Below are 22,180 nucleotides of genomic sequence, written 5' to 3' on the forward strand. Positions count from 1 at the left end.
TTTCAGCGTCCCGATTTTGTGTTGTTTTTCTGGTCAGAAAAAATGGCCAAACGAAAGCAGCGCGAACTGCCGGCGGAAGAAACCAACAAATCCGCCTTTTGACCGGCTCGGCATACCGGCGTAGATAGTTCATTCGAACCTATGGTATCATATAACATATTCGTAGAAGTTGATATGATGGAGGGAGTACCATTTCGAACGTCATCCTGAACGATGCCATGACGATGTTGCAAAAACGAGCCGAACGTTCTACATTCCGATCAGCGGACTTGTCAGCGGTTTGCGGGAAGCCGTTTCATCCGGCTATCTGTGCATGAGAGCCATCGACGAAATCGAGGATCATCCGGAGCTGTCCGAGCCGTTGAAAGTGAAGCTGCTGAGGGGCGTTGATGCCGCATTCCGGTCGAATAATCTGGCCGCAGAAACGGAAACATTGTTCTCGCCGTACCGTGACAAGCTGCCCGAGGTCACGCTACGGCTCCATGAGTGGGCGGCGCTGTGCCCGGTCTCGATCGCGCCGACGGTATTTCGCTATACGGCCATGATGGCCGACCAGATGGCCGATTGGGTCGAACGGCAGTGGGTCATCCGGACGGAAAGCGATTTGGACCGTTATACCTACAGCGTGGCGGGTATGGTCGGCGAGATGCTGTCCGAGCTATGGCTCTGGTTTGACGGGACGAAGACTGACCGGAATAAGGCGATCGCCTTCGGGAGAGGTCTGCAAGCCGTCAATATTTTGCGGAACAGGGCGGAAGATCTGGACCGGGGCGTCGATTTCTTTCCGAAAGGATGGGAATTCAAGGACATGCTTCAATATACGAAGCGAAATTTAAAAATTGCCGACGATTATATTTCGGATTTGAAGCAAGGTCCGGCCCTGAAATTTTGCAAAATTCCGTTGGCACTCGCGCACGCGACAACAAAGCTGCTGTCTGCGGGAGGAAGCAAGCTGTCAAGGGATGCCGTTATGAAGATCGTGAGCCAGATCCGTTAATCCGAGGGGATGCAAGCCGCTGCTTCCGAAGCGCGGCTGTTTTTCATTTATCAGCTTGTCAATCTCCCGCTCTTTTCATTATAATAAGTCAGTATTGATAGGAGAGCAGATGGCGCAGATATATAAATGCCATCATTAAGGGAGGATGAACCATCTTGAATACGGCAACTGCGACTGCGAGTCCGCAGGCAAAAGATTTAGGCAATGTCAAACGTCTGCCGATATTGATCTCGCTCGTTATCGGCGCTTTCTTCTCCATCTTGAATGAAACCCTGCTCAATATCGCGTTCGTCGATCTCACGATCGATCTGAATGTTTCGTACTCGACCATTCAGTGGCTGTCTACGGGATATATGCTCGTTGTCGGCATTCTGATCCCGGTATCCGCGCTGCTCGTTCAATGGTTTACGACGAGGCAAATGTTTATCGGCGCGATGGTGCTGTTCACGATCGGCACACTCGTTTGCAGCGTTGCCCCGGCGTTTCCGGTGCTGCTGATCGGACGGCTCATTCAGGCGTTCAGCGCCGGACTGATGCTTCCGGTCATGATGAATACGATACTGGTCCTGTACCCGCCGGAGAAACGGGGGCTGCGATGGGCAGCATCGGGCTTGTCATCATGTTTGCGCCGACAATCGGTCCGACGCTCTCCGGTCTCATTCTCGATTCGCTCAACTGGCGCTGGCTGTTTTTGCTGGTGCTGCCTTTCGCGATTTTCTCGGTCGTGTTTTCGTTCATCTTTCTGAAAATGTGACCGAGGTGACGAAACCGAAGGTTGACGTATTATCGGTCGTCCTGTCCACGCTCGGATTCGGGGGTATCGTATTCGGTTTCAGCAATGCCGGCGAAGAACATGGCGGCTGGTCAAGCCCGCAAGTCTACCTGTCGCTGATCGTCGGCTCGGCCGCCCTGCTGCTGTTTATTTGGCGGCAGCTGAAATCGAAAAGCCCGATGCTTGATATGCGCGCGTTCAAGTCGCCGATGTTTACCTTGTCGACCGTTCTGATCATCATCGTGATGATGGCGCTGTTCTCTACGATGATGCTGCTGCCGATTCTGCTGCAGCAAGGCATGATGATGACGGCCTTCGCTGCCGGTCTTGTCATGCTGCCCGGCGGCGCGCTCAACGGTTTGCTGTCGCCTGTTACGGGCAAGTTGTTCGACCGGTTTGGCCCCCGGGCGCTCGTCATCCCGGGCACGATCGTACTGATCGTTGTCATGTGGCTCTTTACCCGCATCACCTTGACGACGCCGACGTCCACGATCATATTGCTGCACTGCCTGATGAGCGTCGGGTTGTCGATGATTATGATGCCGGCCCAAACGAACGGACTCAATCAGCTGCCGCCGAAATATTATCCGCACGGAACGGCGATTCTCAACACGCTGCAGCAAGTGTCCGGCGCGATCGGCGTCGCCTTCTTTATCAGCATCATGTCTGCGGGAACGAAAGACTATCTGGCCGGCTCTTCCGATCCGACGTCGCCGGCCGAAGCGGCTAACGCCCTGAATGCCGGAATCCACACTTCCTTCTTCGTCGGTCTGATCTTTGCCGTCGCCGCGTTCGTTCTCGCTCTCTTCATCCGCCGCGCGAAAGCGCCCCAACCGTAATCATCATGCAAAGCCGGAGCGGCTCTCCAGAACTTTCCAGCGAAGGTTCGGGAGAGCCGTTTTTATTCGGTCGCCGCTTGAGCCTGCCGGGGCAGGAACAGACGCAGCCGCATTTTCATATTAATATCTAGGCTTGATATTAGGCTCAAAACCTAAATGGAGGCTTGCAGCATGGATGACTTTAAGAAAGATCTTGAACATTTGTATGTTGGCGATTTCAATGCCGGCGCGATGACGCCGCCGGAATGGCAGCCGTATCCCGAGGCCGCAGACTCGCGTCTTTGTATTGGCGTTTGTTTCTTTTGCGGCGGTTTCTGCGGCGGATGCGGCGGTTGTGCACGCTGCGGCGGTTGTGCGCGCTGCGGAGGCTGTGCCCGTTGCGGCGGCTGCGCCCGCTGTGCCCGTTGCGCCGGCTGCGCGCACTGCCGTTAAGAATGCTTGTTGCGGCCTTTGCCCGGTTATCCGGCAAAGGCCTCTTACTTTTTCGCATGGTGGACAATTTTCGTTACATACAGATGATAGAGGAATCATGCGTCATTAACGGCATTCGCCAAACGGGAGGGGTACGGCTTGGAACCCGAAGCGCGTCTGAAAGTAAAAGGAGATACGTTTTTTTGCCTTTGTCGGAGGGCGGCGTTTATTTTCGCAACAATACCGGCTCGTTTCGCCTGGACGGCGATATGATCGACCGGTGGGTCGAGAAGCTGCTCCCGGTCCTGAACGGCCAATTTACGATGGAGGAGCTGACCGACGGGCTGCCGGAGCCGCACCGGAAGCGGATCTATGAAATTGCCGAGGTGCTGTGCAACAACGGATTCGCGCGAGACATCAGCCGGGACCGCCCGCATGCGCTGTCGGAGGCGGTCATGCGCAAGTACGCATCCCAGATCGAATTTCTCGACAGCTTCGGCGGATCGGGCGCCTACCGGTTTCAGAAGTTCCGGCAGGCAGGCGTGTTGGCCGCCGGCGCCGGAACGTTGCTGCAGTCGCTTGCAGCCGCTTTGCTGGAATCGGGTTTGCCGCGGTTTCAATTGCTCGCGACGGATGGCGCAGCGGCGCATGTTGGCCGGATCGCCGAGTTGGAGGCGCGCGCCGAAGCTCGGACGAAAAGGCTGCGGTCGTAAAGTTGACGACGGCCGGCGCAGCGGAGCCGGACTGGCGGGAGCTTATCCGGCCGTTTGACTTTGTCATCTATGCAGCGGGCGGCGAAGACATCGAGCGGTTGCGGGCCGTCCATGCGGCATGCAAAGAGACGGGCAAGACGCTGCTTCCCGCTCTTTATTCGCGGCGCGCGGCTATGGCCGGACCGCTCGTCGTCCCGGGACGGACGGCTGTTTCGAATCGGCCTGGCGCCGCGTGCACCGATCAGCATGGAACGCCGGGACCGGCCGGGAAACGGCTTCATCCGCCGCGGAAGCGGTGCTTGCGAACGTGCTCGCATTCGAGCTGCTCAAGTCCGCGGCGGAAGCGGACATACCGGAGCCCGTCGACCGCGTCTATTTGTTGAACGCGGAAACGCTGGAGGGCGGCTGGCATTCGTTCCTGCCGCATCCGCTTGCAAGCGGACCGCTGCCTGCGATCGAATGGACGGAACCGCCGGAATTGCGGCCGGAATCGGGCGCCGGCGCAAGGGAAGCGGATGCGCTGATGCAATTTTCAGCGGCTTGACCTCGCCGAAGACGGGCATTTTCCATCGCTGGGAGGAAGGCGACTTGCCGCAGCTTCCGTTGGCGTTGTGCCGCGTTCAGGCGGCAGATCCGCTGGCGGAGGGGCCGGCCGCGCTGCTTGCCGAAGCGATCCGCTCCGGTCTCACCCATGAAGAAGCGCGCAGGGAGGCCGGACTGGCCGGCATCGAAGCGTACGTATCGCGCCTGGCCGAACCGTTCGTGCGGGCAAGGCCGGAGGATGCGGCGCAAGCCGGGCAGCGGCCCGGCACGGTCGGCGTCGGGGCGGGGGAGACGGCGGCGGAAGCGGTCTGCCGCGGGCTTCGCGCTTGTCTCGCCGAGCGGCTGCGCGGCCGGTTGGCGGACGGTCAGGCAGCCGTCCGTCCGGTCGAGCCCGGGAAGCTCGAAGACGGGCGGTGCCGGTTTTATTGGCGGGCCTTGACGACCATGCAGGGAACGCCAGTTATCGGTTTGGGCGAAGAGGAAGCCGGGTTTCCGGTCGTATGGATCGGCGCGCGCCGAGGCTGGTATGCCGGCGTCGGTCTGAACCGGACGCTTGCGCTGCGCAGCGCCTTGCAGCAAGCGCTGCTCGAGGCGCAGCTCGGCGAGGACGCCGGTATAAGCCCGGCCTTGAACGCCGACGCCGTCCGGCTGACGGAAGCGGCGCCGCAGCAGATCGACATTGCTCCGTTCGATGAGGCGGAATACGGACAGCTTTTGCCGGAGGTCAGGCGGACGCTTGAACGGAATCGTATACAATGGCATGCCGCCGATCTGGCTGTCGAGCCGTTCCTGAAGGAAAGTCTGGGCGGCGTGTACGGCGTCTGGCTGCGAGAGGAGGGAGAACGTTGAACGCTTCCGTCGTCATTGCCGGCAATGGCTTGCTGGCCGATTATACGGCCGAAGAGCTGGAAAGCCGGTCCGGTTTCCATATCGTTCGGCTGCCCGGCTTTGCCGAAGGCACAGACATGCCGGATGCGGCCGATCTGCTGCTCGTTCTGCATGACGGATGGGCTCCGGCCGATCATCTTGCCGCGGAGGAGGCGAGCGTCAGGACAGGGACGCCCTGGCTGCGCGCCTTCGCCGCTTTCGGTGAAGGGATAGTCGGACCGTTCGTGCGCCCCGGCAAGCCGGGATGCTCGCAATGCGCCGACAGCCGCCGTCTGCTGGCCGGTAGAGACCGCATGGAGATGTGGGAACTGCAACGGCGGGTAACGGCGGACCGCGGCGAAATTCCGAACGGCTGGGCATCCCGTCCCGCGCTGCGGCTGATGTCCGCCTTTCTGGCGGACGAAGCCGAAGCGGCCGTGCGGGGCCACAAGCCGCGGACGGAAGAGCGGATCGGTCTGTTCCAATTGCTGACCTTGCAGAACTCGTTTCACCGTTTCCTGCCCGATCCGCTTTGTCCGGTGTGCGGCAATCTGCCCGAAGACAGCGCCGACGGCGCCCGCATTGCGCTGAAGTCCAATCCGAAAGCAAGTCCGGACGTTTATCGCGTTCGGCCGATGGAAGAGCTGAAAGCCGTGCTAGCCGATCGGTACCTCGATCCGCGGACGGGATTTCTGAACGGAAGGGCGCTCGATCTCGTTTCGCCGTTTGCCGATGCGAGCGTCAATTTGCCGTTGCTGTCGGGCGACGAAGGGTGCGCCGGACGGACGCACAATTACGCGGACAGCGTGGTGACGGCCATACTCGAAGGAATCGAGCGCTATTGCGGGATGTCGCCCCGCGGCAAGCGGACGGCGGTGTATGCCAGCTACCGCGAGCTCAAGTCGGATGCGCTCGATCCGCTGCGGGTCGGCGTACACGCGAAGGAACAGTACGATCAGCCGGACTTCCCGTTCCAACCGTTCGATCCCGAGCAGCCGATCGACTGGGTATGGGGCTATTCTTTTTTGCAGGAGCGTCCCATACTCGTTCCCGAGCTGCTCGCCTATTACAGCACCGGCTGCGGCCATGGCTTTGTCTATGAGACGTCGAACGGATGCGCCTTGGGCGGAAGCCTCGAAGAAGCGATATTTTACGGCATACTGGAAGTGGTGGAACGGGATTCGTTTCTGATGACCTGGTACGGGCGGCTGCCGCTCCCGCGGCTTGATCCGGCTACCGCAGGCCCGGAGCTGGCGCTGATGGTTGAACGGGTAAAGGCCGTGGCGGGATTCGACATCCATTTGTTCGATTCGACGATGGAACACGGCATTCCGAGCGTATGGGCGCTCGCGAAGAACGCCGCCGGACGGGGGATCAACCTGATTTGCGCGGCAGGCGCGCACCCGGACCCGGTGCGGGCGGCCAAAGGAGCCGTTCATGAAATTGCGGGCATGCTGCTGACGCTGAACGACAAATTCGAGGCGCAGCGCGAGCGGTATGAACGGATGCTTGACGATCCGTTTCTCGTTGCCCAGATGGAGGATCATTCGATGCTGTACGGCCTGCCGCAAGCGGAGGAGCGGCTCGGCTTTCTGCTCGGCGGGAGCCGCCCGCAGCAACCGTTCTTCGAGCGGTATGCGCCAAGGGCCCGGCACGCCGATCTGACCGACGATCTGAACGATATGCTGCAAGCGCTCCGGCGGCTGCAGCTGGATGTCATCGTCGTCGATCAGACGACAGAGGAGACGAGAAGAAGCGGACTGCATTGCGTCAAAGTGCTCATTCCGGGTATGCTGCCGATGACGTTCGGCCATCGGCTCGTGCGGCTGGAAGGGCTGGACCGGGCGCTGCGGGTGCCGGCGGAGCTCGGCTATGTCCGGCAGCCGCTGACGGCTGCGCAGCTTAACCCTTATCCGCATCCGTTTCCGTAAATGGGATGCGGACGGTTCAGGGTCATGAAGGAGGTATCCGATGAATCCGGACGTTTTCCTCTATCGGCTGCAATATGAACCGCACAACGTGAAGCCGGCCGATTGGGAGCCGGATTGGGAGGATGCGCCGCTGCCCTACAAGCTGTATCGCGGGGCGCCTGCGTTTCCGCTGGACCGGCAGATGCCGGCGGCGCTGAATGCCGGCATCCGGTCCGCCAAGCCGGATTTGGCCACGATCGGCCGGCTTCTGTACTTCACATACGGGATTGCGCAGCTGACGGAAAGCCCCGTCGCTTCCGTCTTCGCGGGGGATGCGCCGGCGACGATGGTGCAGCTTCGCCGTTACGTTCCTTCCGGCGGCGGGCTGTATCCGTGCGAGCTTTATGTATATTTGAAGCTGGATGGATTGCCGGACGGCGTCTATCATTACGATGCGGCGCATCATCGGCTCATCCTGCTGCGGGAAGGAAATTTCGACGATTATGCGGGAAGGGCGCTGGGCGGCCGTATCCGCATGGATTCCTGCTTCGGTGCGGTGTTCATATCGCCCGTCTATTGGAAAAACTTCTTTAAGTACCATAATTTCGCCTATCGGCTGCACGGATTGGACGCCGGCTTCCTGACCGGCCAGCTGCTGGAAGTATCGAAGCGGCTCGGCTTGTCGGCGCTCGTCTGCTTTCAGTTTCTGGACCTCGCCGTTAACCGGCTGCTTGGGCTGGATGCGGGGGAAGAAAGCGTGTATGCGGTCGTTCCGTTGTCGGCCGCGCCGATTGTCGTCCGGAACGGGGAAGAGAGCGAATATGTGACGGCGCCGGAATTGTGCCGCGAGCTGCCGGAAATTCGCCACGAGCAATATATCCGCTCGAGGCGCGTCGTCGCGTCGCCCGTGCTGGCCGCCCTTAACGCGGCATCCCGCATCGATTCCGCAGCGGCGTTCCGCCAGCCCGTAAGGGAGGCGAATGCCGGCCCCCATGACGCTGCTCCGGCCATCCCGCTTCCGCATGCGACACGGCTCGGTTATGATTTGGCTGAAGTCAGCCGGAAGCGGTATTCGCCGGAGACGGAATTTACGCTGCAGCGGGTCGAGGCGTCCGCGCTCGCGGCGATTCTCCGGGAGACGGCCGCCTCCTATCCGTACCGGAACGATCTGGACGGAACGGAATGGCGCTTCGAGCCCCGCGTCTTCCTGTACGGCTGTTTCTACGGCGTGGAAGGGATTCCGGACGGGGCTTATCGTTACGACAGCGCCATCCATGCGCTAAGGTGCGTACGGCCCGGGGATCATCGCATGCGATTGCAGAGCGGGATGAGCCTGCACAATCTCAATTTGCTTCAGGTGCCGTTATGCTTCCATGTCGCCGGGGAGCGGAACGGTCTGCGTATGCGGCTCGGCTTGCGAGGCTACCGCGTCCAGCAGATGGAAGCCGGCATGCTCGGGCAGCGCCTGCTGCTTGCGGCGACCGCGGCCGGCATGGCCGGACGACCGCTTCTCGGCTACGATGCGAAGCGCATCGACGCGCTTTACGGTATGGAAGCCGCCGGCGCGACCGGCCTCGTCCAGATTCCGGTCGGCCCGTGCCTCCCTCGCGCCCGGCTGACGGGGAGCCTGATCCCTTAACGGTGCGCGCGTACGATGCGCACATATTCCCGCGGCAGAAAGCGGGAGAGGCCGTCTTCCGCCCGGTCGCGATGATAGGAGTAGACCGTATACCGGCCTACGGACGGCTGCGGCTGCAAGCTTTGCAGCCGCTCGTCCCGGTAATGCGCATGAAGCAATCCGGCCCCGAACAGAAGGGTCAGAAACAATAGGGCGCAAACGGCTGTTTTCAGTTTCAACAAGGGGATCGCTCCTTTCATCCAGAGTGATCTCCTATTTTTCCGCACTTTATGCCGCGAAGGGGAAATATGCTTTCGGATCTGAAAACATTTTGACAGCGACGCCGGTATCGCGATATAATCTTAATGTTTCTGCAAAATAGAATAGGTTTGAAATGGAGGAGTCTGCCAAAAGCGGGCTCCTTTTGTCTTTTTTCGGAATCCGGGCCGAAAATGATGCAGCGAATTACATGAAATTGGAAAAACTAATAGAAAAAGGTGTCGGTTAAGGGGGAAAAGGGTTGTCAGTTCTGCATGCCGCAATTATCATTCCATTCGTCTTTGCCGCCGTCGTGCCGTTATTGTCCCGGTTGCTGCGCGGCATACATGCCGGCTGGCTCGTGCTGCCGGCGCCGGCGGGATTGTTCGCCTTTATGGTCAGCCGGGTTCCGTCCGTGCAAAACGGGGAAACGGTCGAGCGGACGGTATCCTGGATTCCGTCGCTCGGCATCGACTTCACCGTTTACCTGGACGGGCTCAGTCTGCTGTTCTCGCTGCTCATAACCGGAATCGGTTCGCTTGTCGTGCTGTATTCCATCTTTTATATGGACCGGAACAAGGAGCCGATCCGCCACTTTTACTTCTACTTGCTGATGTTCATGGGCGCCATGCTCGGCGTCGTCCTGTCCGACAATGCGATCGTGCTGTACGGCTTCTGGGAACTGACGAGCATTTCCTCGTTTCTGCTGATCGCCTTCTGGCATTATCGCGAACGGTCGCGGTACGGCGCGCTGAAATCGATGCTGATTACCGTGTTCGGCGGATTGTCGATGCTTGCCGGCTTTATTCTGCTTGCCGTAATGACCGGCTCGTTCAGCATCCGCGACATGATCGGCGGCGCGGGTCAGCTTGCCGATCATGCTTTGTTCGTTCCGGCGATGATTTTGCTGCTGCTGGGCGCCGTGACGAAATCCGCCCAATTCCCGTTCCATATCTGGTTGCCGGACGCGATGGAAGCGCCCACCCCGGTCAGCGCTTACTTGCATTCGGCTACGATGGTGAAGGCCGGCCTGTATCTCGTCGCCCGCTTCAGCCCGGTATTTGCCGGCCATGCCGCATGGTTCTGGCTTGTCACCGCGATCGGACTGGCGACGCTGCTGTACGCTTCCTTCCGGGCGATCAAGCAGACGGATCTGAAAGCGATGCTCGCATACTCGACGGTCAGCCAGCTCGGGCTGATCATGAGCTTGCTCGGACTCGGCTCGGCGTCCGGCTATGCCGCCGGAACGCACGACTCGCTGCTGTATACGTATGCCATCACAGCCGCCGTCTTTCATCTGTTCAATCATGCGGTGTTCAAAGGCGCGCTCTTTATGGTCGTCGGCATTATCGATCACGAGACCGGGACGCGCGATATCCGCAGGCTGGGCGGCTTGATGCCGGTCATGCCGATCACGTTCTCCGTCGCGCTCATCGGTACGTTCTCGATGGCGGGACTTCCGCCGTTAAGCGGCTTCCTGAGCAAGGAAATGTTCTTCACCGCCGTGCTGAACGTGACGAAGATGGACTTCTGGAACGTCGGCGCCTGGAGCGCTCTCATTCCGGCATTGGCGTGGATCGCGAGCATTTTACATTCGTCTACAGCATGCTGCTGCTGTTCAGGACGTTCGCGGGCAGGCGCAAGCCCGAACCGTTGCCGAAACAACCGCATGAAGCGCCGCTCGGCATGCTCGTTCCGCCGGTCGTTCTCGCTTCGCTGGCTGTCGCGTTCGGCCTGTTCCCGAACCTGTTATCCTATTCGTTGATCGAGCCCGCGATGGCCGCCATTTTGCCGGAATTGCTGGAGCCCGGAGACCGGTTCGCCGTATCGATTTCGTTCTGGCACGGCTGGACGGCCGAATTGTTCATGACGATCGGCGTCGTAGCGCTCGGCATAGCCGTCTATATGCTGCACGGCCGTGTCCCTGCGCTGCACGGCACCGTCATCCGGCGCATATCACTCAACGGGATCTACGACGGGATGCTTCGTTCGATGGAGAATGGGGCTCGCCGTCTGACCGGCGCATACATGACCGGATCGGCGCGGCATTACGTCATCTATATTTTCGCTTTCTTCATCGCGGCGCTGGCGGCCGCACTGGCCGGGGCGGGGGAGATCCGCTTCGACATGTCGGGATTTGCGCCGATGTCGCTGTACGAAGCGGTTATTATGGCCGCGCTCGTCATCTCGGTTCTGGCCATACCGTTCGCAGGTTCGCGCATGACGGCGATCATTTTGACGGGGATGTCCGGCTATATGGTGACGCTGTTCTTCGTCATCTTTCGCGCTCCGGACCTGGCGCTGACCCAGATGATCGTCGAAACGGTGTCGGTCGCGCTGTTTTGCTCTGCTTCTATCATTTGCCAAAATTGAGGAAGGAACGCTTGCCGCTTCGCTTCAAGCTGTCCAACGCCGTCATTTCCATCGGCGTCGGCGTCGTCGTGACGCTGGTTGCGCTGGCCGCCCTCGGCGGACGGTCGTTCGATACGATCGCCGATTATTATACCGACGCAAGCTATAAGCTCGCCGGCGGCAAAAACGTCGTCAACGTCATCCTCGTCGACTTCCGCGGTTTCGATACGCTGCTGGAAATTACCGTGCTCGGCATCGCTTCGCTCGGCATCTATTCGCTGATCAAGCTGACAGCCGCAAACGGCGGCAGCGGGAAAGCGCAACGAGACGGAGGATCGGACAAGCACAACCTGTATTTGCCGAGCGGCAACGACGTCATTTTGCGGACGATCTCGAAGGCGGTCATGTTCGTCATTCTGATTTTCTCGTTCTTCCTGCTGCTGGCGGGACACAACCATCCGGGGGGCGGATTCATCGGCGCCCTGATGAGCGCCTCCGCGCTCGTCCTGCTGGCGATGGCTTTCGGCATGAAGGCGACGGAGCGGACCGTACCGGTCAATTTCCGCAAGGTAACGGCCGTCGGCCTGATGGTGGCGCTGCTGACGGGCATCGGCTCGTTCTTCTTCGGCGCGCCGTTCCTCAGCCACGCATTCGGCCATTTCCAGCTTCCGCTGCTTGGCGATACCGAGCTGGCGACCGCCATGCTGTTCGACTTCGGCGTCTATCTCGCCGTTCTTGGCGTGACGATGACGATCATCTTTTCGATTGGGAGGGATAAATAGCCGTGGAACTGTTTATGGCCGTTACGATTGGCGTGCTGTTCGCCGTCGGCGTCTACCTCATGCTGTCCAAAAGTTTGCTGCGCATCATCCTGGGCACGTCGCTCCTGACCCACGGCGTCCACCTGCTGCTGCTCACGATGTCCCGATTGAAGACGGGGGCGGCGCCGCTGCTCGGCGAGCAAGCGGACCGCTACACCGATCCGCTGCCGCATGCGCTCATTCTGACGTCGATCGTCATCAGCTTTGGCGTGACATCCTTCTTCTTCGTGCTGGCATACAAGGCTTATCAGAAGCTGGGCACCGACAACATGGAGGAGCTCAAGGGGGAAGACCATGAATAATGCGCTCGTTGTCCCGCTGATCGTTCCGCTTGTGACGGCGATCGTCCTGATCTTTCTGAAAAACCGCATTCCCGCGCAGCGCGCGGTCAGCGCCGCAAGCGTCGCGGCGAATGCGTTGGCCGCGGCCTTCATCGTCTATCAGGTGAACGACCGGGGAATTCAAACGCTGCATATGGGCGGCTGGATACCGCCCTACGGCATCGTATTCGTGGCCGATATGCTGGCCGCCTTGCTCGTTCTCGCGACGACGGTGATCGCCGGCGCCTGTCTGCTGTACGCCTTCCGGACGATCGGCGAGCAGCGGGAGCGCCATTACTTTTATCCGTTGTTCCAATTTCAGCTGACCGGCGTCATCGGCTCGTTTCTGACCGGCGATATATTCAACCTGTTCGTCTGCTTCGAGGTCATGCTCATTTCGTCGTACGCGCTGCTCGTGCTCGGCGGCACGAAGCGGCAGCTGCGCGAAACGTTGAAGTATATGCTGATCAATATTATTTCGTCCAGCTTGTTCGTCGTGGCCGTCGCTTATTTGTACGGCGCCGTCGGGACGCTCAATATGGCGCATTTGGCGGTTCGAGTCGCCGAGGCGGGACAGGGCGGCGTCCTGTCCGTGATCGCGCTCCTGTTCATGATCGTATTCGCCCTGAAGGCCGGGCTGCTGCTGTTCTTCTGGCTGCCCGGTTCCTACAGCGCGCCGCCGGCGGCGATCGCCGCGCTGTTCGGCGCCCTGCTGACCAAGGTCGGGCTGTATGCGCTGCTTCGCACCTTCACGCTTATCTTCTACCACGATCCCGGCATGACGCATGCCTGGATCGCCTGGATGGCGGGGGCGACGATGGTGCTGGGCGCGATCGGAGCGGTCGCTTACACCGACCTCCGCAAGGTGCTGAATTACAATGTTATCATCAGCGTCGGATTTATCGCCTTCGGCATCGCGGTGTCCAACGAAAACGCCCTGGACGGCGTCGTCTTCTACCTGCTGCACGACATGATCGGGAAGGCGCTTATGTTTTCCTCGGCGGCATGATCATCGCTTTCGCCGGGACGGCGCAATTGAAAGATATGGGCGGCTTTATAAAGCGTTATCCGGCCGTCGGCTGGATGTTCTTCGTGATGGCGCTGGCGCTCGCCGGCATTCCGCCGCTGAGCGGCTTCACCGGCAAGCTGCTGATCGTGCGGGGCGGGCTGGAGGAAGGCGGAGGCGGTTATGCGCTGGCGGCGATCGGCCTGGCGACCAGCCTGATCGTGCTGTACTCGCTGATCAAGGCGTTCATGAGCGTTTTCTGGGGGGAAGAGAAAATCGTATCCGCGGATACGGTCTCTCCGCCGAAAACGGCTTACGCGGCGGCCGCCTCGATGCTCTTCCTCGTCATCCTGATCGGACTCGGCTCCGAATGGGTGTATGCGTTCGTGGCGAAGGCGGGAGACGTGCTCGCACAGCCGGGGCTTTACATTGATGCCGTATTGAAGGAGCAATGATCATGGCGCTGCAAATTTTATTGAATTTCATTCTCGCTTTCGTATGGATGTTTCTGAATGACGACTGGTCGTTCCCGCGGTTCGCGGCAGGGTATCTGATCGGCCTTACGTTCATCGCCATCTTGCGCCGGTTCTGGCCGCATGAATTTTATGTCCGCAAGCTGTGGGCCGTCGTAAAGCTGCTGGCGCTGTTCGCGAAGGAACTGTTCATTTCCAGCATCGCGGTGCTCCGCCATATCGTCAGCCCGAAGCTGAATATCCGGCCGGGCATCTTCGCCTTCCGGACGGAGCTGAGGTCGGATTGGGAAGTTACGGTGCTGTCATGCCTGATCTGCCTGACGCCGGGAACGCTGACGCTGGAGGTGTCCGGGGAAGGGGATGTGCTGTACATTCATGCGATGGACATCGACGATGCGGAGAAGCTCGGCGAACAAATCAAAGGGACGTTCGAAAAGGCGATTATGGAGGTGACGCGGTCATGATCAACCATCTGCTGACAGCGGCGCTCGTCATTTTGTCGCTGGCCGTCTTCGGCTGCATGTACCGTCTGGTCAAAGGGCCTTCCATGGCCGACCGCATTGCCGCGCTCGATACGATCGGCATCAATCTGCTGTCGATGATCGCGGTGATCTGCATGCTGTTCAGGACGAGCGTCTATTTCGATATCATTCTGATGATCGGCATTTTGACGTTTATCGGAACGACCGCGTTCGCAAGATTCATCGAAAGGGGCGATGTCATTGAGCACGGAAACGATGAGCGCAATCGGTGAGCTGCTGCTCGGCATGCTCGTATTGGCCGGGGCGGCGCTCAGCGCGCTTAGCGCATTCGGAATGATCCGGCTGCCGGACGTATACTTGCGATCGCATGCCGCGACGAAAAGCGCGACGCTCGGAGTGCTGTTCATTCTGCTTGGCGCGTTCCTCTATTTGCGTTCTACCTGGATCATATCAGCGCCAAGCTGCTGCTCGGCATCGCGTTCGTATTCGCGACGGCGCCGGTGGCAGGCCATCTGAACGGCCGCGCGGCCTATCGTTCGGGCGTCTCCTTGTGGGAACGAAGCGTACAGGACGACCTGAAGGCGGCGCTGAAGAAGGAGAAGCGGGAGGCGGGAAGGTAGCGGAATAGATTGCCGGCATGCGAGGCCGCCAGGAAGCCGCTGAAATCCGAACGAAAGACGACCGATCCGGATTCGGAAGGAAAGGTCGTCTTTTGCTGTTGCAAAAGGACTGATCTTCACCGTTTGACGCTCGGGCGGTACGCAAATCTTCTTGACGAATACTGGAAATCGGTATAAATTGACGCAGTAGACATCGAACGACCGATTGGGAGGGAGTGAGCGCGGATGCTTCGCCGATTTTTTTCCTATTACCGTCCGTACAAAGGGCTGTTCCTGCTGGATTTCAGCTGTGCGGTGATTGCCGGGCTGCTGGAGCTGGCCTTTCCGATCGCCGTCAGCAAGTTTATCGACGAGCTGCTGCCGAGCCAGAACTGGACGATTATTGTGCTGGCCTGCATCGCACTGCTGGCCGTCTATGCATTGAACACGGTTTTGAACTACGTGGTCACGTACTGGGGGCATATGCTCGGCATCAACATCGAGACGAATATGCGGGAGAAAATGTTCGCCCATATTCAGAAGCTGTCGTTCCGCTTTTTCGACAACAACAAGACGGGCCACCTGATCGGCCGGATTACGAACGATTTGAACGACATCGGCGAAATGGCCCATCACGGACCGGAAGACGTGTTCATTGCCGTGATGACGCTCGTCGGCTCCTTCACGCTCATGGCCTATATCAATTGGGAGCTGGCGCTGCTGACGTTTCTGATCGTCCCGCTGATGGCCTGGCTCATCATCGCGTACGGCGGCCGCATGACCAAAACGTACCGGCGGCTGTTCGGCGATGTCGGCAATTTCAACGCGCGGATCGAAGATAACGTCGGCGGCATGCGCGTCGTTCAGTCGTTCGCCAACGAACAACACGAGAAGAAGCTGTTCGCGATCGACAATCAGCGTTACCGCGAGACGAAGCTGCTGGCCTACAAGACGATGGCGAAGAGCATCTCGGTCACCTATATGATGATGCGCCTCATTACGGTATTCGTCATGATTTGCGGCGCCTGGTTTTTCATTCGGGGGAAAATCGCGATGGGCGAATTTATGGCGTTCTTGCTGCTGTCGAACATCTTCTTCCGGCCGATCGAAAAGATCAACGCCGTCATCGAAAGCTACCCGAAAGGAATCGCCGGCTTCAAGCGCTACCTGGAAATTATGGATACGGAGCCGGAAATCGCGGATGCGCCGGACGCGATCAAGCTCGATTCGGTGCGGGGAGATATCCGGTTCGAAAATGTGTCGTTCGGGTACGACGCCAACCGCAAAGTATTGCGCAATATCAACCTGTGGGTGAAGTCGGGGGAGACTGTCGCGTTCGTGGGTCCTTCCGGCGCGGGCAAGACGACGATCTGCAGTTTGCTGCCGCGGTTTTACGAAGTGGATGAGGGCAGGATCACCATCGACGGCATCGATATCCGCCGCATTCAGCTGCAATCGCTGCGCAAGCGCATCGGCATCGTTCAACAGGACGTCTTCCTTTTCTCCGGCACGATACGCGACAATATTGCGTACGGGGATCTGAACGCGACGGATGAACAGATATGGGAGGCGGCACGCCGGGCGTCGCTGGATTCATTTATCCGGCAGCTGCCGGACGGCATGGACACCGTGATCGGCGAACGGGGCGTCAAGCTGTCGGGCGGTCAGAAGCAGCGGCTGTCGATCGCCCGCATGTTTCTGAAAAACCCGCCGATCCTCATTCTCGACGAGGCGACTTCCGCGCTGGATACCGAAACCGAGGCGATGATCCAGCAGTCGCTCGCCGAGCTGTCGGCAGGCCGTACGACGCTCGTCATAGCGCACCGGCTTGCCACAATCAAAAATGCGGACCGGATCATCGTGGTCGGCGAGAACGGCATCGCGGAGCAGGGCAGCCATAAGGAGCTTGTCGCTTCCGGCGGCGTATACAGCAGGCTTCACGAAGCCCAATACAGCCATTGACCGGCGTCAGGCCGGCTAAACGGGCTACGGGGCTGCGATACCATCGCCATCCTGATATTCTCGACAGCATCGCGCCTGATGGAAAACTCGACTATTTGCAGGTGTCAAAGTGAAAATATTTGTTATTTTTCGTCGAAGGAACAGGAAAAGAACGGTACGCGGCGAACAAAAATAGTGTGAAGCGGTTTGAGACTGTATAGGAGGGATCAGGAGAAGATGAGAGTAGCCATTGTGGGCTGCGGGACGATGGGAACGGTCCATACCCGAAATCTGGCGCGGATGCCGGACGTTCAGGCGGCCGGCGTTTGCGACCAGGACGCCGAACGGGCGGCGGCAGCAGCCGCGATCGCGGGAACTGCGGCTTATACCGAGCTGGACGAACTGCTGGACAAGGAACGGCCGGAAGCGGTGATCGTTTGCCTTCCGACATACTTGCACAAGGAGACGGTAATCCGGATCGCCGAACGGGGCATTCACGTCATTTGCGAAAAGCCGGCGGCGTCGACGCTGGAAGACGCACGCGACATGGAGGCGGCTTGCCGAAAGCACGGCGTTCGCCTGTTTATCGGTCATGTCGTCCGTTTCTTCCCGAACTACCGGAATGCCGCCGAACATGTAAAAGCCGGAGCGATCGGCAAAGTCCGAATGGGCCACTTCAAGCGGCACGGCAGTTTCCCGCGCGGATGGGATTTATGGTACCACGACCGGGAGAGGAGCGGTGGTGTCATTATGGACTTGATGATTCACGACATCGATTTCGCCCGCTCCGTATTCGGTGAGGTGGAATCGGTATATGCGCGCATTACGCCGCCGTCTGTCTCGAAGCTGGAATACGCGCAAGTGACGCTGAAATTTGCCGGAGGAGCGGCGGCCAACCTGACCGCCTTCTGGGGCTACAACGGTCCGTTCACGACCCAGTTCGAAATTGCCGGCGACGACGGAATTATCCGGTTTGACAGCAATCAGGTGCAATCGTTCGATCTCAAAACGAGCGCCGAGACCGGAGAGCAAGCGGCGGTGCAGGTTCCACAAAGCCCGATGCTGCGGGATCCGTATTACGATGAGGTGCAGCATTTCATTCAATGCATCCGGACCGGAACGGAGCCGCTCGTCACGATCGACGACGCCTGCAAGGCGGTCGAAATTGCGCTGGCCGCCGAACGTTCCGCCAAACTCGGGCAACCCGTCGCATTGGAGGTGGCGCCGCGATGAACAAGGTTAAAATCGGATTTATCAGCTTCGCACATATGCATGCCGCAAGCTATTTGCATGCCATGCTGCAGCGCGACGACGTCGAGATCGTCGGCATTGCCGATGAGGATGCCGAGCGCGTCCGGCCGTTTACAGAGCCGAACGGCATCACGTATTATGCCGATTACGATCAGCTGCTGGCGCAGCCGCTGGATGCGGTCGTCATCTGCTCGGAGAATGCGCGCCATGCCGAAATGACGCGCAAAGCGGCCGAAGCCGGCAAGCATGTGCTGTGCGAGAAGCCGCTCGGCATCTCCGAAGAGGAGATGCTCGGCATGATCGAGGTTTGCGAGGCTAACGGGGTGCAACTGATGACGGCGTTCCCTTGCCGCTTCCTTACTTCCGTCATCGAAGCCAAACAGGCGATCGACGAAGGCCGCATCGGCGAAATTCTCGCCATGAAAGGGACGAATCGGGGTACGATGCCCGGCGGCTGGTTCATAGACCCGGCAAAATCCGGCGGTGGCGCGGTGCTCGATCATACCGTTCACGTCATGGACCTGATGCACTGGTTCACCGGAAGCGAAGCGGAGGAAGTGTACGCATTCGCCGAAACATGGTTCCACGATACCGACATCGACGATGCCGGCCTGGTCCATGTCAAGTTCCGCAACGGGGTGTTTGCCGTCCTCGATCCGAGCTGGTCGCGAACGCGCAGCTTCCCGACCTGGGGCGATGTGACGCTGGAAGTGATCGGCACGAAAGGGACGATCGCGATCGACGCTTTCGCCCAGAAAATCGACGTCTACAGCAACAAGAGCGGCAAAGGGCAGTGGAGCTACTGGGGAGACAGCATGGACCAGGAGATGGTCGACAGCTTCGTCGAATCGATCAAGAACGGCAAACCCGTGGCCGTAACGGGTAGAGACGGCTATTTATCCGCCCGCGTCGCGCTGGCCGCATACGAATCCGCCCGCGCCGGCGCTCCGGTCAAGCTGTAGCAGCGGACGGCAGGAGCGTTAAGCGGCAGTTAAAAAGAACCTGCAAAGGCCCGAATCGGCATAAAGGCCCCGCATCGGCAACAAAAGTCGGTGCGGGGCTTTGCGTTTCGTTCCTGTTCGCTATATTTCGACGAAATTTTACTTCATTTATAGTTAATAAGGTTAAATATAAATATAATTAAATTATAGTGTCGAGAAAGGGCGATGAATGCGGAGAACGTTGTATTCGAATAGCGGACATGACGTTACAGATAAGGACGTTTTGCTTGAATCCTGTCGCCACAAGATGCGTATAACCGAGTGTATCATTCAATTCTAACAAAAGGGGGGGCGTTCATCGTGTCGACAACCGGTTCTCTTATCGGATTGGCCGGATTGTTTTCATTATGATTCCACTGTTGATTCATATTTTGCTCGGGGTATGGGTTTACCGGGACGCGCGGCGGAGAGGGAGGAGCGCGGAATATGCCATCGTTGCCCTGTTGGCCGTCCTGATGTTTCCCGTCGTCGGCATTATCGTCTATTTGTTCATTCGTTACGACTAGTCTCTGTGCGGGACGAAATCGCCAAGCGCGGTCAGCGTTCTGGCGATGCGATGCGGCCGGTCGCGCCGTCATGCCCGGAAAGAAAGCAAGGCACTAGCCCCGGGCCGCGCTCAGACCGGCGATTTCGCGCAATATCCGGCGCTTCATCCGTTCGACGGCGCCGAAGTCGGTCGCTGCCGCATAAATGCGCTTCAGCTCGTCATGGAGCGACTTGGCTTCGGCGAGGCAAGCGATCGACGCCTTCATTCTGGCGCTGTACCGCTCCTTGATATCGTCAAGCGCTTCGGCATACGCTTCGTCCGTTCCCGGTTCGATGCAGCGCTCGTACATATCGACAATTTCATCGGTCGGGCGGTCCGGGAAGTATTCATGCGGCGCCGTACTGTCGAACACCGCGATGCCGAGCTCACGCAGGACGACCATGTCGAGGCTGTTCGGATCGAAGCCGCAATGGTAGATTTCGACGTCGAACCCCCGGTCGACCGCTTCGGCGGCGAGCTTCTTCAGCAGCGTAGACTTCCCGGAACCGGCCCGGCCTTTGATAAAATAGCGTTTGGCCAGCCCTTCCGTTAAATTCGGAACGAAGTCGACGGCGCCGAGCGGCGTGGCCGCTCCCAGAAACCGGCGGTCGATCCGGCTTTTTCGGTCCCGCTTCCGATCGCCGAAGAGCTCGCGGGAAAACGCTGCGGTCAGTTCATCGGCCGCCTGAAAATTCATTTTGCCTATATAAATCGCTTCCCACTCGTCATGAATGCGGAGCGCCTCGGCGAAGCCGTCGTATGCGCGTTCATAGGCGTTGCGGATTCCGGCGTACAAGCTCGCGATCTCCGATTTCCGTTCGCCGAGCCGGGCGGTATCCCAGGCTTCGCCCAGGTTGACGTATTGTTCGACAACGCCCGGCAACCGCGGCTCGATGACGCGCGGCGCCGTCCCGTCGACGATGGCGACCGACAGGGCGGGAACGATGACGCCGTCAAGCGAACCGTTATCGGAAGCGCAATGGATAGACCATATGTCGTGCCCGGCACTCGCCAGCTCATCTCCGATTTCCTGAATGATGCCCGATTTCCCGGTTCCCGGCCCGCCTATTAAAATGTATACCCGGTCCAGCCCTTGCAGCGATGAATCGAACAGGCTGACAAAACCGCGAGCGGTATTGCCGCCTGCATAGAAGTTCAGGACGTTTCCAGCCATCTCACTCTCACACCTTTCCAGGCATTTGTCACGGTCGTTTCTTTCATCCTATTATGGCCTGCTTGAAATGGTGCATGGCACATTCGGGAGCGGCAACGATCATCGTACAGCTTACGCCATGCAACTTTGCGACGCGCCAATGCGCCAATGCCGATCCCGTACGCCCCGAACAGATCTTTGGTATAATGAACGTACACTTTTTCGCTGTAAGGAGGGCGTCATGACTTGGTTGGCTGCACAGCCTTATTACAAGGTGCAAAGGGAAGTCAGCGGCTTGGAGCAGAAGACGGTCGTCCATGATCGCACCATGTACCTGTATCCGGATAAAATTGCGACGGAGCGGCGGCAATTTCCGATCGGAGACGTATTCGACATGTCCTACCGCAAAATGGGAGGGGAGGGGGGCATGCTCTATTTTCACACGAAACAGGGAGTATACTCCTACATGGTGAAGGACGACCCGCGGAATTTTATCGGAGCGTTCAAGGAACTGGTTGCCGGAAAATAGGGGCCGGGCGGCAAACAGAAGCTGGACGGCGCTCACCAGCAGCCATACGCCGATCACTTCGATTGCCTGAAGCTTATCTCCGAGACCGAGGCCCCAACCATAGAAGACGATATAACACGATGTATTAAAAATCAAAGAAGAAGTTTATAATAGAGCTATGCCCAAAATCGTAGATCATGAAAAACAAAGACGGCGTGTCGCCGAAGCGGCGATGCGGATTATACGTCGGGGCGGACTCGAACAGGCGAGCGTCCGCAACATTGCAGAGGAAGCAGGCTTGTCCGTCGGCTCGATGCGCCATTATTTCGCCAGCCAGGCCGAGCTGTTCGCGTATTGCATGAATCTGTTTCTGGTTCAGATCGAAGAGCGGATCAAAGCGATGAAATTCGACGGTCCGTTATTAACCGTATTGAAGCAGCTCATTTTTCAATTTTTGCCGGTGGACGAAGAGCGGAGAACGGAAATGGAGGTGTGGTTTACTTTTAACGCCAAGACGCTTGTCTATCCGGAGTTGAAAGAGCTGAGCGACGACATGTACAAAAACTTGTTGAACATTTCCGGAATGGTGATCGATCAGCTGATTGCCCATAAATTGGCCAAGCCCGGGCTCGATGCCGACATCGAGCGGGAGAAGCTGTATGCGCTGATCGACGGGTTGGCGATTCACAGCATGCTGCGGCCCGATGTGCTGACGCCCGACCGGCTTGAAACCATTATCGACCAGCATCTGCAATCGCTGTGCGGGGAAGCTCCGGAGTCCCCGGCCTGAATCGGATGATCGCACCGTTCAGGCGAGAT

At 58.8% G+C, this 22,180-nt stretch carries 18 protein-coding genes and 5 pseudogenes; 20 read left to right on the plus strand and 3 right to left on the minus strand.

The genetic code is table 11. The features are described 5' to 3' along the window. The first annotated feature begins 280 nt into the window (after window positions 1–280). From PACILC2_RS05705 to PACILC2_RS05725, 8 genes and pseudogenes are all read left to right on the plus strand, one after another. Entirely contained in the window at window positions 281–997 is a 717-nt protein-coding gene (locus tag PACILC2_RS05705; protein WP_244863258.1) for a squalene/phytoene synthase family protein, read from the plus strand. A gap of 155 nt (window positions 998–1,152) precedes the next feature. Then, window positions 1,153–2,608 (plus strand): annotated as a pseudogene (locus tag PACILC2_RS05710) (MDR family MFS transporter). A 171-nt stretch (window positions 2,609–2,779) separates the two neighbouring features. Next, the gene (locus PACILC2_RS29850; RefSeq protein ID WP_504739380.1) at window positions 2,780–3,040 is read left to right on the plus strand and encodes a hypothetical protein; all 261 of its coding nucleotides are present in this window, start codon (window positions 2,780–2,782) and stop codon (window positions 3,038–3,040) included. A gap of 182 nt (window positions 3,041–3,222) precedes the next feature. Then, the gene (locus PACILC2_RS28445) at window positions 3,223–3,732 is read left to right on the plus strand and encodes a hypothetical protein (RefSeq protein WP_307860375.1); all 510 of its coding nucleotides are present in this window, start codon (window positions 3,223–3,225) and stop codon (window positions 3,730–3,732) included. Window positions 3,733–3,850: 118 nt separating this feature from the next. Further along, window positions 3,851–4,276, plus strand: coding sequence for a hypothetical protein (locus PACILC2_RS28450; protein ID WP_307860376.1), 426 nt, complete (start codon window positions 3,851–3,853; stop codon window positions 4,274–4,276). A 44-nt stretch (window positions 4,277–4,320) separates the two neighbouring features. Beyond that, complete coding sequence (locus PACILC2_RS28455) at window positions 4,321–5,124, plus strand: hypothetical protein (RefSeq protein WP_307860377.1); 804 nt, start codon at window positions 4,321–4,323, stop codon at window positions 5,122–5,124. Next, window positions 5,121–7,073 carry a TOMM precursor leader peptide-binding protein gene (locus PACILC2_RS05720; RefSeq protein WP_213528044.1) on the plus strand — a complete coding sequence of 651 codons (1,953 nt, stop codon included), beginning with the start codon at window positions 5,121–5,123 and terminating at the stop codon, window positions 7,071–7,073. Before PACILC2_RS28455 ends, PACILC2_RS05720 begins: the two co-directional genes overlap by 4 nt. A gap of 40 nt (window positions 7,074–7,113) precedes the next feature. Next, a complete protein-coding gene (locus tag PACILC2_RS05725) occupies window positions 7,114–8,691 on the plus strand; it encodes a SagB family peptide dehydrogenase (RefSeq protein ID WP_213528046.1) in 1,578 nt (525 codons plus the stop codon). Here the strand turns inward: PACILC2_RS05725 and PACILC2_RS05730 are convergent. Beyond that, window positions 8,688–8,930, minus strand: a complete 243-nt coding sequence (locus PACILC2_RS05730) for a hypothetical protein (RefSeq protein WP_213528048.1) — start codon at window positions 8,928–8,930, stop codon at window positions 8,688–8,690. The two genes, PACILC2_RS05725 and PACILC2_RS05730, sit on opposite strands and share 4 nt — an antisense overlap. 260 nt (window positions 8,931–9,190) lie before the next feature. Between PACILC2_RS05730 and PACILC2_RS05735 the strand changes: the two are divergent. The 10 genes and pseudogenes from PACILC2_RS05735 (at window position 9,191) to PACILC2_RS05780 (ending at window position 19,680) form a co-directional block, all read left to right on the plus strand. Next, window positions 9,191–12,062 (plus strand): annotated as a pseudogene (locus tag PACILC2_RS05735) (Na+/H+ antiporter subunit A). Window positions 12,063–12,064: 2 nt separating this feature from the next. Then, the gene (locus tag PACILC2_RS05740) at window positions 12,065–12,403 is read left to right on the plus strand and encodes a Na(+)/H(+) antiporter subunit C (protein ID WP_280515281.1); all 339 of its coding nucleotides are present in this window, start codon (window positions 12,065–12,067) and stop codon (window positions 12,401–12,403) included. Next, window positions 12,396–13,882: pseudogene (locus PACILC2_RS05745) on the plus strand (Na+/H+ antiporter subunit D). The gene PACILC2_RS05740 and the pseudogene PACILC2_RS05745 overlap by 8 nt, the downstream one beginning before the upstream one ends. A 2-nt stretch (window positions 13,883–13,884) precedes the next feature. After that, a complete protein-coding gene (locus PACILC2_RS05750) occupies window positions 13,885–14,364 on the plus strand; it encodes a Na+/H+ antiporter subunit E (RefSeq protein WP_213528050.1) in 480 nt (159 codons plus the stop codon). Beyond that, window positions 14,361–14,654, plus strand: coding sequence for a Na(+)/H(+) antiporter subunit F1 (locus tag PACILC2_RS05755; protein WP_062493094.1), 294 nt, complete (start codon window positions 14,361–14,363; stop codon window positions 14,652–14,654). Before PACILC2_RS05750 ends, PACILC2_RS05755 begins: the two co-directional genes overlap by 4 nt. Beyond that, window positions 14,638–15,002: pseudogene (mnhG, locus tag PACILC2_RS05760) on the plus strand (monovalent cation/H(+) antiporter subunit G). The gene PACILC2_RS05755 and the pseudogene mnhG overlap by 17 nt, the downstream one beginning before the upstream one ends. 225 nt (window positions 15,003–15,227) lie before the next feature. Further along, entirely contained in the window at window positions 15,228–16,943 is a 1,716-nt protein-coding gene (locus tag PACILC2_RS05765) for an ABC transporter ATP-binding protein (RefSeq protein ID WP_213528052.1), read from the plus strand. 216 nt (window positions 16,944–17,159) lie between these two features. After that, window positions 17,160–18,155 (plus strand): Gfo/Idh/MocA family protein, encoded by a 996-nt coding sequence (locus PACILC2_RS05770; RefSeq protein WP_213528054.1) that lies wholly within the window; start codon window positions 17,160–17,162, stop codon window positions 18,153–18,155. Further along, complete coding sequence (locus tag PACILC2_RS05775; RefSeq protein ID WP_213528056.1) at window positions 18,152–19,135, plus strand: Gfo/Idh/MocA family protein; 984 nt, start codon at window positions 18,152–18,154, stop codon at window positions 19,133–19,135. The genes PACILC2_RS05770 and PACILC2_RS05775 overlap by 4 nt, the downstream gene beginning before the upstream one ends. 386 nt (window positions 19,136–19,521) lie before the next feature. After that, complete coding sequence (locus tag PACILC2_RS05780; protein WP_213528058.1) at window positions 19,522–19,680, plus strand: PLDc N-terminal domain-containing protein; 159 nt, start codon at window positions 19,522–19,524, stop codon at window positions 19,678–19,680. Between the two features lie 93 nt (window positions 19,681–19,773). Here PACILC2_RS05780 and PACILC2_RS05785 read toward each other — a convergent pair whose 3' ends face one another. Next, a complete protein-coding gene (locus PACILC2_RS05785; protein ID WP_213528060.1) occupies window positions 19,774–20,874 on the minus strand; it encodes a PRK06851 family protein in 1,101 nt (366 codons plus the stop codon). 220 nt (window positions 20,875–21,094) lie between these two features. On the opposite strand from PACILC2_RS05785, the gene PACILC2_RS05790 reads away from it, so the two are divergent. Next, window positions 21,095–21,382: a hypothetical protein gene (locus tag PACILC2_RS05790; RefSeq protein WP_062493088.1), complete on the plus strand. Its 288-nt coding sequence runs from the start codon at window positions 21,095–21,097 to the stop codon at window positions 21,380–21,382. Window positions 21,383–21,403: 21 nt separating this feature from the next. On the opposite strand, the pseudogene PACILC2_RS29190 reads toward PACILC2_RS05790, so the two are convergent. Continuing rightward, window positions 21,404–21,517, minus strand: a pseudogene (locus tag PACILC2_RS29190) (DUF418 domain-containing protein); the annotation flags it as partial. 22 nt (window positions 21,518–21,539) lie between these two features. Between PACILC2_RS29190 and PACILC2_RS05800 the strand changes: the two are divergent. Further along, a complete protein-coding gene (locus tag PACILC2_RS05800; RefSeq protein WP_062493087.1) occupies window positions 21,540–22,151 on the plus strand; it encodes a TetR/AcrR family transcriptional regulator in 612 nt (203 codons plus the stop codon). Window positions 22,152–22,180: the final 29 nt, after the last annotated feature.

Source organism: Paenibacillus cisolokensis, from assembly GCF_018403665.1.
GTDB lineage: Bacteria > Bacillota > Bacilli > Paenibacillales > Paenibacillaceae > Paenibacillus_AH > Paenibacillus_AH cisolokensis.

Excerpts from the sequence above, each read along its gene's own strand:
- PACILC2_RS05785 (WP_213528060.1), bottom strand. The coding sequence starts at position 20,874 with ATGGCTGGAAACGTCCTGAACTTCTATGCAGGCGGCAATACCGCTCGC.
- PACILC2_RS05725 (WP_213528046.1), top strand. The coding sequence starts at position 7,114 with ATGAATCCGGACGTTTTCCTCTATCGGCTGCAATATGAACCGCACAAC.
- PACILC2_RS05780 (WP_213528058.1), top strand. The coding sequence starts at position 19,522 with ATGATTCCACTGTTGATTCATATTTTGCTCGGGGTATGGGTTTACCGG.
- PACILC2_RS05755 (WP_062493094.1), top strand. The coding sequence starts at position 14,361 with ATGATCAACCATCTGCTGACAGCGGCGCTCGTCATTTTGTCGCTGGCC.
- PACILC2_RS05730 (WP_213528048.1), bottom strand. The coding sequence starts at position 8,930 with ATGAAAGGAGCGATCCCCTTGTTGAAACTGAAAACAGCCGTTTGCGCC.
- PACILC2_RS28450 (WP_307860376.1), top strand. The coding sequence starts at position 3,851 with ATGCAAAGAGACGGGCAAGACGCTGCTTCCCGCTCTTTATTCGCGGCG.
- PACILC2_RS05765 (WP_213528052.1), top strand. The coding sequence starts at position 15,228 with ATGCTTCGCCGATTTTTTTCCTATTACCGTCCGTACAAAGGGCTGTTC.
- PACILC2_RS05770 (WP_213528054.1), top strand. The coding sequence starts at position 17,160 with ATGAGAGTAGCCATTGTGGGCTGCGGGACGATGGGAACGGTCCATACC.
- PACILC2_RS05790 (WP_062493088.1), top strand. The coding sequence starts at position 21,095 with ATGACTTGGTTGGCTGCACAGCCTTATTACAAGGTGCAAAGGGAAGTC.
- PACILC2_RS29850 (WP_504739380.1), top strand. The coding sequence starts at position 2,780 with ATGGATGACTTTAAGAAAGATCTTGAACATTTGTATGTTGGCGATTTC.
- PACILC2_RS05800 (WP_062493087.1), top strand. The coding sequence starts at position 21,540 with ATGCCCAAAATCGTAGATCATGAAAAACAAAGACGGCGTGTCGCCGAA.
- PACILC2_RS05750 (WP_213528050.1), top strand. The coding sequence starts at position 13,885 with ATGGCGCTGCAAATTTTATTGAATTTCATTCTCGCTTTCGTATGGATG.
- PACILC2_RS05775 (WP_213528056.1), top strand. The coding sequence starts at position 18,152 with ATGAACAAGGTTAAAATCGGATTTATCAGCTTCGCACATATGCATGCC.